Genomic DNA, 12,333 nt, shown 5'->3' with positions numbered 1-12,333 from the left:
ACTAACTCCTACTCTGTTGCTGACAGACCATGCCAAACACTCGATCCAAAAGTGGTAATGTAGATTTTATCCAAGTCATTCTCATCAATAACAACACGATGTCCCCAGTGAAAATCGTAACCTTTAATCTTATGCCAGCTGTGTCCGTAATCATCACTGCGGTATGCGGCCTGATTGAACGTGCAGCAATAAAGACGCCCTGGATGATATGGATCAACGGTTACATCATAGACATATAGATCATTGTCCAACAGTTGTTCCCAAGTTTTACCACTATCTGCGGAAGTCCACACCCCTCCAGCCATATCGATCAACTCATTTCCGCCGGTTTCCCGGGCCACATCGGCTCCAATCAAATCACTCAGAAAAATATCGGACCAACAAGCCAGATAAAGTCTATCCGGGTTTAAAGGATCAACAGCCATTCCATTTGGAAATATGGCTTGCTCCGTTACATGAAGTTGCTCCCAGGTTTCAGCACCATTCACCGATTTATATACTGCCCCCTGACTATAAGCCCGTCCTTGCTTTCCATCGCTATGCTTTGGCGTGGGACAGACAACCAGGAACAAATCACCGTTCTCTGACAGGCTTAATTCAAAAGAGCCCGTTGGATCCTCAATTCCCTGGTTCATTAATGTCCAACTATGTCCATCATCGGTTGATTTATATACTCCTTTGCTGTAAACACTTGCATAAAGCGTCCGATGATTTGGGCAAGAGAAAGGATCCAGTACTATGGAAGTCACTGGAGAGTCACTCCCCATCCCCTCAATCAGTGGTTCCCAGGAGTCGCCGCCATCAACAGAGAGGCAAACTCCTCCTAGAGCATGTTCTTTCCATTTCGGCGAGCGAGTCATTTTCCCTCGGGGAAAATCATGCATCGAAGACCATGCGGACCAAACTTTTCCCCGTACGGAAGGATCGAATACCATCCAATAGCAAGTATTGACCCAACGACCTGGAACTCCTGCAATTGATCGCTTCCAGCTTTCACCCTCATTATAAGAATGATGAAATCCGATATCGGTAAAACTTACTGCCAGATGACTGCTATCCCAAGGATCAAAATGAACCCCATAAGAAGTGGTAACGTCCATTCCTCGGCTTGTGTAGGTTTTATCCTCATGAGATTGGCTATACACTTCCTTCCAGCTTTTGCCTCCATCCATCGTCTTCATTGTACGATACCAATCTGTTACAATTGCAACATTACCATCCTCCGGGTAAACCCCAACATCAATCAAACGAATATATTCTCCACCAAAAGCTTCTTTCACCCATGCATCTTCCAGGTTTTCAGCGTCCAGACCATCTTTTATTCCATATTGACCAGAGCCACCTCCTCCTTTCCAAACCCACTTCCAATGTTCACCGGCATCAGCAGATGCTAAGGCTCCATACCAAAATTTTCGGGTTCCATCTTCCTCTTCACCCAAATAACGATTTGCGATCAAATAAACTTTAGCAGCATCATTCTCGGCACAAGCAATTTGACTATAGCTTGGCACTTCCCCACCTTCCTCATTGCCAATCAAAGGAGAATCAATTCGATTCCAGCTAACACCAAAGTCCTCCGTTAAAAACACGTCTGTTGGAGCAAATTCATTTTGAGTTGATTCACGCTGATGAAGTGAGTAGAATACGACCTTACCATCTTCGGCCTTTACACCTCCAGTTACAGATGCAATGGAGCTCATATATTCAGGAAGTGTATTAGATGTCAATGACTTATCATTTCGATTAAATACAAATAGTGACTTATGAGTAAAAAGATAAATTTCATCACCTGTCTGAGAAGCATAGCTATAAATCAGTGGCGTATCCAAAGAAATCTCATGCCAGCTTTTTCCTGCGTTAAACGAACAAATAAACCGATCTCCTTTCCCCAGGTAAATATTTTCGGGCTTAACCGGATCAATCCGAATCATTTGTATTCGACTGTTATCGACATTATCCGTTTCCGACAATTTGGTTCTTAGGTGATAATTAGCATGATCGCCCAAAAAATATTCCTCAACCACCTCTTCTTTAGGAGGAAATATTTGTTCCCAGGTATTTCCGCCATCTTTAGACCGAATTAGTTTATTCGATCCCACGTAAATTGTCTCGCGATCAATTGGGTCAAAGGCATAAGCTGCTGCTCCATTAGGCACATTCACTTGAGAGTAAGACTCTCCCCCATTCACGGTAAGATAAGAACCAGTCATATCACACCGCACAATAAACTCATCAGCAGTATGGTATGAAAAAGTAGGAATAAAGGTTGAACCTCCACCTCCGGGACCTATTCTTCCCCAAGAATCCTCGGCATTTGTGAGCTTCTGATTCGGATTGTTACAAGTTGTCAAAAACAAAAATGCCCATACAATTCCCAGCTCACAGAACATCGTAATCCTGCGTGTCACAAAAAATCTAATCATGGTATAACCAAGTAAAGGCAGGGATATATGCCAAGCCGACAAACGGCTCAGCATATATTTGCAGTGTTTGTTAGGAGTCCAGCCAGACTTCCAAACTCAAAAATTAATTGCTGTATCCTGGATTTTGCTCCAGTAGTTCATTCAGATTCAGATCGATTTCCGGAATCGGAAACAAGTAATCATCATTGCTAAAATTGGCTAAGTAGTCAGGGCGAGCAGTTACCTGATCCAAAATTCGCTTACGACAGATATCAAACCAGCGGTCAGCGTTTTCGAACACCAACTCCCAACTCCGCTCCTGAATAACAGCGGCATCAAAATCGGCTTGGCTCATCGCTGTAGTTAGCTTCGGATGAAGTGGATTCTCCTCATAATTATTTGCTCGATCAATTACCTGGTTGATGGCGTCAACAGCCTTGTCAGTAGGACCTCCGTTAGCCATGTTTGCGGCTTCTGCGTAGATCAAAAGAACATCAGCATACCTTATCACGGGCCAGTTCATTGTTGACGAATAACCGTTGAAGTCATCCTCTGACAAGTAGAAGAAAAACTTCTTACAAAAGGGTGCTTGTTCTGCAAAATCGGTATAAGGAACTCCTTCCCATTCTAAAAGAAGATAGGCATCTTTGCGCGCCTGACCGGGCCAGCCATGTTCAAAAGTAGTATCAATAGCTGCGTCACCCCAGCCGCCATCAGCATAAACTGAAGGAGCCCAAATTTGCGGGTCGGTAGCAATATCATCATAAGTTGAATTGTAACTCCACATCATCTCCGGGCCATATTTATTTTCAAGCTTAAATACATCGGTTATTCCCGGGACTAATGAGTAGGTCTCCGATTCGATGATTTGTAACGCCATATCAGCAGCTTTCTGATAGTTTGATGGTTCATTCAACGGATAAGTTGCCATAGTCAGGTATACCTTTGCCAGTATTCCTTGTGCTGCTCCTTTGGTTGGTTTTCCGGGTTCTCCGGGCCAACTCTCCGGCAGCTTTGATGATGCAAAAATCAAATCGCTAACAATCAAATCATACACATCAGCAACAGATGATCTTGCCAAAAGATTGGAAATTGGATCAGGTGTTTCATCTGTAATTAGCGGTACCCCTCCAAACATGCGAACCAGCATAAAGTAATTATGAGCTCTTAAAAACAAACCTTGGGCTAACAGCAAATCTTTTGTTTCATCAGTTGCCCCTTTTACATTACCCGCTTTAATGGAGGCAATTGCATTGTTAATGTTGTGTAAGGCAGCGTAATGTACCCGCCACAAGCCATCAGCATTATCCAGTCCTATGTTTAAGTTACCTCCTGCAAGTTGATCATCATGGCGAAAGGGACCATAGCCATAACCATAGCCTCCCCAATAATCCCATAAGTAATTGAGAGATGCCGCATAAGCAGCTTCAATTTGTGAAGGTGAGTCTCCAAAGCTTTGAGGCGAAACAAAACTTTGCGGATCTTCATCCAGACTTTTACAAGAAACCTGGAACAGCAGCAAAGCAATTAGCCAATAATACAAGTAACTATAATATCTATTTTTTTTCATGGTTTTTCTGTTTTAGAATGAAACATCGATTCCGAAAGTGAATGTTTTTGCCGTTGGATAGTTGCTTAAATCAACTCCAATCTGGGCATCATTACTGTTGTATGAACTCACTTCAGGGTCGTAACCTGAATAATTGGTAAACGTGATTAAGTTGGTTGCACTCACATAAGCTTTCAAATGGCCAATCCCCCATTCGTTCAATAGGGAAGAAGGAATATTATAGGCAAGTGTGATATTTTTCAACCGTATGTAGGAAGCATCCTCTACCCAACGACTCAAGCGTTGCTCATCACCGCGCCCCAATTGGATTGTGCTTACAAGAGCTGCATCCAAACGTGTTTGCTCATCAATGAAAGCAGGCACATCCGTATCCTGATTCTCAGGTGTCCAACGGTCTAACAACCGAACGCTGGTTCCTTCAGCTCCTCCTTCAAGTCGGATTCTTCCCTGATTGAAAATATCATTTCCTTTAGAGCCTTGAATCAAAGCCGTTAATTCGAATCCTTTGTAAGAAAAACGGTTTGTAAAACCGAATATGAAATCAGGTATTGAGTTCCCAATCGCTTTTATATCACTTGGAGTTATTTTACCATCATTATTGACATCTGTATACTTGATGTCCCCGGGCAGTTGGCCGAACTTAGCTGCTTCAGCCGCTTCACTCTGTTTCCAGGTTCCGACAGTTTCATAGCCATACATTTGCCCAAAAGGTTCACCAACTCTTAGCTGCATAAAACCATTTCGGAGACCATATCCGCCGTAAGTGGTTCTAAATTCCAAACGATCATTCTCACCTAAATCCAAAACCTCGTTGCGGTTCCATGAAATATTAATTCCTGTATTCCATTTAAATGCACCAACCAAGGGATCTCCTGTCAAGGCAATCTCAACTCCTTTGTTTTCAACCGATCCAACATTGTCGATAACACTTCTCAATCCCGTGTAACTCGGAAGTGTCCGATTAAGCAACAGGTCTTCAGTTGTCTTTTTATACCAATCAACAGTAGCATTTATCCGACTATCAAAGAGACCGACATCGATACCGAAGTTCAACTGCTCAGTGCTTTCCCATTTTAAATTGGGGTTTTGAGCACCGGCAATACGAAATCCCAGGTTAGTTGAGCTTCCTCCATTGTAAGGATAATTAAAACCAGATTCCATCGAGGCAATTGTTTGGTACGGGCTGATTGCCTGATTACCGGTAATTCCCCAGCTCCCTCTTAGTTTCAGGTTGGAGAACAAGCTCCAATCTTTGATGAAAGATTCTTCGGAACCTCTCCACGCCAATGAAACCGACGGAAAATAGCCCCATTTATTGTTGTCACCGAAAACCGAAGAACCGTCGGCACGGTAGGTGGCTGTCAGTAAATATTTGTTGGCATAAGCATAGTTGATTCTACCTAAAAAAGAATTAATCACCCGCTCTTCCAAATGCGAGTATTTTTCTGAAATTTGATCTGCTCCACCTAAATCATTAATTCCAGTTTGGTCCACTGTGAATTTAGATGCGACCAACCCAAAATCTTCCAACTTCTCAAATTGCTGTTCGCCAACTCCAACAATTGTTAAATCGTGAACTCGATTCCAGTTATTCGAATAGGTTAAAATATTTGAGTTTTGATAGCGGGTAAACACGCTGGAATGAAGTGTACCATAGCCTAATTTTCCACCAACAGGTTTTCCTTCCCATGTCAAGCTGTTGTAATAACTTTTGTTATGGATATTTCGAACGGTAGCTCCTCCTGTAACTTTCAATTTCAATCCCTGAATAATTTCATATTCGAGGAATGTGTTGAGATTGTTTCGAACAGTATTATTCTTAATATCTGGCTCTACCGCTGCCGCCAATGGATTCCAGGTATCAAAAGCACCGTATCCTACCGGGTGGCGATTGTAATTCCCGTTCTCATCATACGGAGGCGTTGTAGGATCCCAGCGCGGAGCAATATTTACCGCTTGCCCCAAAAAACTAAGAGCTGATCCTCCTCCATAAGGAGGTGAACTTCCCGTCTCTTTGGCGCCATCCCAATTCAATCCAAAGTGCAACTTTTCACTGATTTCGGCACTCAAATTCACCCGCAAGTTGAAACGTTTGTATTCCGAATTCAGCAGAATCCCTTCCTGATCAAGATAAGCTCCAGAAACCATGTAAGTCATGTTTTCCGTTCCTCCACCCAGAGAAAGCTGATGATTTTGAATGGGTGCTACCCTATAAATTTCATCCTGCCAATCTGTTCCTCCATTAAGTTCGAAACCGGTAATTTCTTCGTCTGTGAAAATCGGACTTGGTGTTCCTGAAGCATTTTGAGTTGCCCGCCATGCATTCCGGGTGCGTGCATAATCCGCTGCTCCCATCAAATCCAACTTGTCCCTTATTGACTGAATCCCATAACTATAATTGTAGCTAATTACCGGCTTTCCCTTTTTCCCGCTTTTGGTAGTAATCAGGATAACCCCATTCGCTCCTCTTGCTCCATAAATAGCAGTAGCCGAAGCATCCTTTAAAATCTCCATCGATTCAATGTCATTAGGGTTCAACGAATTTAAGTTTCCCCCTTGCAGCCCATCAATTACAACCAGTGCATTATTGCCGCCGTTGATTGAGTTCATGCCCCGAACACGAATTGTTGTTTCAGCCCCAGGTGCACCAGCTGTATTCAGCACCAACACCCCTGAGGCCCGTCCCTGCAAAGCCTGATCAACTCGCTGCATGGGCATTTGAGTAAGGTCTTCGCCTCGGACAGAGCTAACCGAACCTGTAATATCACTCTTTTTCAATGTACCATAGCCAATCGCAACAACTTCTTCAATCCCAATTGCATCTGCAACCATTGCAATATTAATCTGCGATTGGTTTCCGACTACAACTTCCTGTGTCACCATACCCACGAAAGAGAACACAAGTATACCTCCTTCCGGCACATCATTTATGGTATAATCTCCTTTGAAATCCGTAACTGTTCCCTGCGATGTCCCTTTAACCATAATCGTTACTCCGGGTAACGGAAGGTTAGACCGATCTGTTACTCTTCCCGAAACGAACTGTTGTTGAAAGCTTTTTGAAACTAATGCAGGCGCCAAGATAATTTTACGATCGGTAATCGTATAAACAATATCTGTTCCCCTCAATAACTCGTCAAGAATCTCATCAATTCTCTGATTGTTTACGACAATAGATACTTCCTGATCAGTATTAATTAGTTTTTCGTTGTATACTAAATAGAATTCTGAACGCTCCTCTATTTCATCTAATACATCAAGAAGTTTTGTTTTAGTAAAATCAAGCGATAGTCTTGTTTTTTGAGAATAACCGTCATTGGCAAATGTTTGAAGGATAGAAACGAGAAGTAGATAAATTGTGATTCTCATAATCCTCAATATTTTTAAAAGAATGTGATTTACACATTCATGAAAAATGTTAGATTTTTTCATAAGTTTGTACTAATAAACGTTTAAAAAAAAAATTCAGAAGTTTTTTTTGAAGGAAATCGTTGCTGCGATTTCCTTTTTTTGTTTAGCTATGGGCCATCGCGAAATTTCATATTCTTTAGGTATTAATTAGATTATTCCATATTTTTCTGATATAACACTACCTTCTTTTTCTGAATTGTACCATCATCCAGTTGTTTCCTTTCGACGATCCGGTAATCAATAGGCGAAGTCATACTAATGTAATGTACCACTTCTTCTAACGAATCGTCCTGGAACATCCCCCTGAACGTATACTTATTAAGCTCTTCGTCGGCTACATCTACATCTACATTGTACCAACGGGCAATACGCCTTGCCACTTCATCCATTGAATCGCCTCTGAAAACCAGTTTCCCATCTCTCCATGAGGAATATTTTGAAGTATTTGTTACATTTATATTGATTGCACCTTCGTTCAATACCAAACGTTCATTGGGGTTCATCACAATTCCGGATGAAAGCCCGGGCGTAATAAATTCCACTTTCCCTTCTTCCAGAACCACTTCAAGATATTTTTCTTCAGGGTATGCGCTCAGGTTAAATTTTGTCCCCAATACTTTCACTTTTGAGTCTCCTAAGGTTACTTCAAACGGATGTTCTTTGTCGTGCGCCACATCGAACCAGGCTTCACCATTTACAGTAATTTGTCGATTGTTACTGAAGGGCAGACTGTATTCCAATGACGAACCACTGTTTAACCATCCTTGTGTACCGTCAGGCAAAAAAAAGCTTATACGCGATCCTAACGGAGCCAAAAGCGTTGAAGTTACTGAGGCTTCCTGTATTGTTACTTCTTCCTTATTGTAAACAGTGAACCATAATATGCCTGCCAGCAAAACCGGTAATAACAAAATAGCAGCGCCCACCGAATACCATCGATAAATCTTTCTGACTACCGTATCTCTTTTTTGACTATTTCGCTTATTGATCCTGTGATGTATGCGGTCGAGCAAATATGAAAGATTATGATTTTCTTCGGGGTTACTTATCAGGTATTCATTGAATTCCTGTTGTAAATATTTCTTGAATTCTCTGCTCTTTTCATTTTCTGCGAAAAGAGTATAAACATATTTTTCTTCTTCAGCATTGGAAATCCCCCTGCTGAAACGTTGCAGTTTATCTATATCTGTTTTACTAATCATTCCTCTTCTTTTAAATCTTCTTTCAACTAAATGAAGATCCAAACCATACTAAGCTACCTATGCAATAAAGATTTTCTCATCTCTTTATAAGTAATATGATTTTCTAACAAAATTCTCACGAAAAAGAATGAACTTTTTTCATTGTCACCTAGCACAACACCTCCATATAGCTTATAAAGTGACACTTACAGACTACTCTCCGCTCTATACAAAAACAGAAATGAAGAGTAATAGAGCAAAATTGTTTTCTGAAATTTGCTGGCGAAGGAATTTTAATGCCGCCGATATCTGGTTGTCTATTGTCCCGGGAGCCAGCCCCATCTCAACAGAAATTTCTTTAGTGCTTTTTCCTTCTTTTCTGCTTTTTATAAAAATGATTCGCTGCTTTTCGGGTAACTGGGCAATAAGCTTATCTATTTGTTCAAGTGTCGCTTTATATTCTAACTGCTCCTCCATATTTACTGTCCAGTTATTTGTGACTGAACTTTCTTTCAGAAACTTTTCATGTATCTGTTTTTTCCGGAAAACTTGACATATTTCATGGTAAGCGATGGTAAATAGATAGGATTTAAGAGACGATTCTTTTTTCAGATTCTTCCGATTCTCCCAAATTTTCAAAAAAACGTCCTGAACAAGCCCTTCTGTCTCTTCTTTTGATTTTAGATATTTTAAGGTAAACCCAAACAATCTGTCTCCGTATTTCAGAAATATTTGGTCAAAAGCATCCAAATCACCCTTTTTGAGTTTTTCCACAAGTTTGGAGTCAGATTCCGGTTCGTTTATTGCCATAATTTCAGATACGAATATAGAAAAAATAAGCAGGAATATGATCGGACGATTTTCCTGCAAATTACATTTCTCTCCCTTCGAGAAAAAAAACAGTCCATCTGACCGACTCTTTCTGTATGAAAATTAAGGTTTTACAATTCGTTTAGCTCGAGGCTGCAAACAGGTTAAACTACCAACCCGAACAGGCTGCCCCATTTCGATGTGTTTCGTGCGGCGGTTCCGAATTAATATAGACATTGCTCCGTCGGCCATGTGCTTGAGATCGTGCAGCCGCTCGTGTCCACCACGACTAAAACCCGCTTCCAGCTCACCCCATAGCTTGTGCAAAATAATCGTTTTCGCATTCGACGACTGGTTCATTTCGGCGGCATGCAACTCTTCCTGCAACAGCTTCGCTTCGTCAAGGTAAGATACATCCAGTATCATATCCGAATAAAACAGACAGCTTGTTTTTTCCTCACTGATTTGGCAATTTACTCCGAAGTTTTAAATGCCCGGTTAAGCAATGTGAACGACCACATACAACAGCTAACTGCTGTGGTAAACCTGTATCATGCATTAGGCGGCGGGTGGAAGTAACATTTCCTGTAATTTATTGGGCAAACGTTTTAAGTTGCAACATTGAAAAGAAAGTAATAAAAATACCAAGAGGTTGTCCCATCCTTCCCAAACAGAATCCCAGGTGTCAGGATAAAAAGAGGAAAGCCATCTTATATCAGAGAGGGATTCTCTCCTTCCCGATAAGGGCCATCTTTTAAACGACGAAAGCTTTCTTATAGAAGATCATGTCTCCATCCCGCCCGAAAGCCTTTCTCTTGTATCAGATGAAGACCATCTTCCATCAGAGAATCATTCTACCCCGCCCGATGGAGGCTATCTGGCATAAGATGAAGATTCTACCCCGCCAGAGAGACGTTCTCTGGAATAAGATAAGGGCTGTCTTATGGAAGGGCATGATCATCTGGCGAAAGATGATGATTCTACCCTAAAGCGAAAATCGCTGAAGGCGATGAGGGGTAGGGGTTATGGCTGTTTTTGTGTTTAGCCACCGGGATGTGTGGGAATATCCCGGTGGTTGTACAAAATATCAGGTTTAGGAGGGAAATCGAGCAGCTTGCGTTGCCAAAGAGTTGGTTCATACCATTGAGGGGTTTTCTTGAAAAACAAAATCGAATGACAATTAAGTCGATAGATTTTGTTACTTGTGGATATCTTATATTAAAGTATAGCCATACAAGTTGTTGATTTATTAAGAGAGTAGGTTTATTTCTTTTCTTCCGAATAAATTAGGGCAGAATATATATCCACCCGGTATCCGGAAGGAACATCGGCAGCCACCATTTTAACGGTATGATCTCCTTGTGTCAAGCGATAGTTCCAATAAATATTTGTTTTTTGGATCAATGTATTGGTTGGTAATGAAACCTGTTCTGCCAGTTGTCCATCGACAAAAACATCTAGTTTCACAATGTAATCAGGTAACTTTTGATCTGTTTTTACAGCGTACCCGCTGAAAACAATCCCTGCTCCTACAAATCCAAGTTCATATTCTTTTTCTACACCATCAATCTTCTTTCCAGCCATGGGCCATTGGTAGGAAACCCGTTGAAGAGGAGATAAATTATCGAAAGACTGCTCCAGCTTTACGGGTTCCACTTTCTGATATACGATTTCCACGGTATCGCCCTGAATACTTCCACCATGCTTCTCGATCATTTTTAATGCCTGACCGTAGCTGAGTCCATAAACATCGTTGAGTGACACTTCGGTAAAGCTAAAATTCCGGTTTTCAACACGATCCAGTCCTTGTAACCAATACGAGGGGATATTGCTGAAACCAAGCATGGTTCCCAGAACACCTGCGGCATTAGATGGATTGCAATCCGAGTCCTGTCCCGCGCGGGTGCTGATATCAATGGTTTTTCCGTAATCTCCATCCCCATATAGCAGTCCCAGAACAATGTATGCAGCATTAATGCTTGCATCGATATTGAAAGCATTAAAGACCCCGTCGGGACAACCTTTCTCAAAAGACCATTTTTTTTGAATCTCGAACCAGGTTTGTTTCCAGTCGTTGGGATACATCTGGTGCCATTGAATCACATCGTTAATCATCTGGGAAAAACGACTTTCCTCCGGAATTGCTTTCAATGCCTCGCTAACAACAAATTTGATGTCATCGGAAATAAAAGCCTGGGTATACATTCCAGCGACGAAAACGCCGCCGTACCATCCATCACCATAATTCATGATGTGTCCGACGCGGTCGCAAATTTCGGAAGACGCATTGATAAGTCCCGGCGACATCAACCCGGCAAAGTCCGATTCAATCTGGAAATCGATATCATCGGCATGCGGGTTATTGAAGTAATGCCCCGATAGCGGAGGCATGATCCCGTTAAGGATGTTGTATCGTGCAGCCAGGTTGGCATGCCATATCGGATATGCTGCATTAGCAAAGGCCAAAGCATGCAAGGTATCGGATGCTTCCAGACCGTGCTTTTCAAAAACAGACACAAATGTAAGATCCATGTAAATGTCGTCGTATAGGCCCGGGAACTGATTGTACCAAAACTCGATCTGGTTTTCATCCCAGGGGATGGGCACTTTATCGTTGATAAAAGAGCCGAGCCATTTAAACTCTGTTATCCCGCCATAGGTACAACCGATTACTTGTCCTGCCCAGCCTCCTTTAATTTTATCCTCCAGCACCTTCTTTGAGATTCGGATCTTTTCCTTATTTGCAAAACCTGTAGGGGCTTCAGATTTACTTTCCGGGCGACATCCCGCAGATACAACAAAAAACGCTAGAACTGCGATAATCAATAAATTTCTCATTCTATATTTATTAATGATTAAAAAGTCAATGATATCCTATTGATTGTTTCCTGTCCAAATGTTTCGCTCAAGCGGTGTTGATACCGGAGACTGAGACGGAATGTAAAAAACGCCGTTTTCC

7 protein-coding genes are annotated in these 12,333 nt (G+C 41.7%); all 7 read right to left on the bottom strand.

Translation table 11 applies throughout. The annotated features are described in order from the left end of the window. Positions 1-8: 8 nt before the first annotated feature. Positions 9-2,423, bottom strand: coding sequence for a sialidase family protein (locus D1614_RS23075; RefSeq protein ID WP_147384355.1), 2,415 nt, complete (start codon positions 2,421-2,423; stop codon positions 9-11). A gap of 103 nt (positions 2,424-2,526) precedes the next feature. Further along, a complete protein-coding gene (locus D1614_RS23070; protein ID WP_119440363.1) occupies positions 2,527-3,972 on the bottom strand; it encodes a RagB/SusD family nutrient uptake outer membrane protein in 1,446 nt (481 codons plus the stop codon). Positions 3,973-3,984: 12 nt separating this feature from the next. Beyond that, the gene (locus D1614_RS23065) at positions 3,985-7,341 is read right to left on the bottom strand and encodes a TonB-dependent receptor (protein WP_162304613.1); all 3,357 of its coding nucleotides are present in this window, start codon (positions 7,339-7,341) and stop codon (positions 3,985-3,987) included. Positions 7,342-7,535: 194 nt separating this feature from the next. Next, positions 7,536-8,585: a FecR family protein gene (locus tag D1614_RS23060; protein WP_119440361.1), complete on the bottom strand. Its 1,050-nt coding sequence runs from the start codon at positions 8,583-8,585 to the stop codon at positions 7,536-7,538. A 204-nt stretch (positions 8,586-8,789) separates the two neighbouring features. Next, positions 8,790-9,374, bottom strand: a complete 585-nt coding sequence (locus tag D1614_RS23055) for an RNA polymerase sigma factor (protein ID WP_119440360.1) — start codon at positions 9,372-9,374, stop codon at positions 8,790-8,792. A gap of 123 nt (positions 9,375-9,497) precedes the next feature. Beyond that, positions 9,498-9,800 carry a hypothetical protein gene (locus tag D1614_RS23050; protein ID WP_119440359.1) on the bottom strand — a complete coding sequence of 101 codons (303 nt, stop codon included), beginning with the start codon at positions 9,798-9,800 and terminating at the stop codon, positions 9,498-9,500. Positions 9,801-10,637: 837 nt separating this feature from the next. Further along, a complete protein-coding gene (locus D1614_RS23040) occupies positions 10,638-12,212 on the bottom strand; it encodes an ADP-ribosylglycohydrolase family protein (protein ID WP_119440357.1) in 1,575 nt (524 codons plus the stop codon). Positions 12,213-12,333: the final 121 nt, after the last annotated feature.

Origin of the sequence: Maribellus luteus, from assembly GCF_003576475.1 — a bacterium.
In the GTDB taxonomy this organism is placed as follows: Bacteria; Bacteroidota; Bacteroidia; order Bacteroidales; family Prolixibacteraceae; genus Draconibacterium; species Draconibacterium luteum.
Note: the sequence above shows the minus strand (reverse complement) of the source record. Positions and strands in the feature narration are given on the sequence as shown.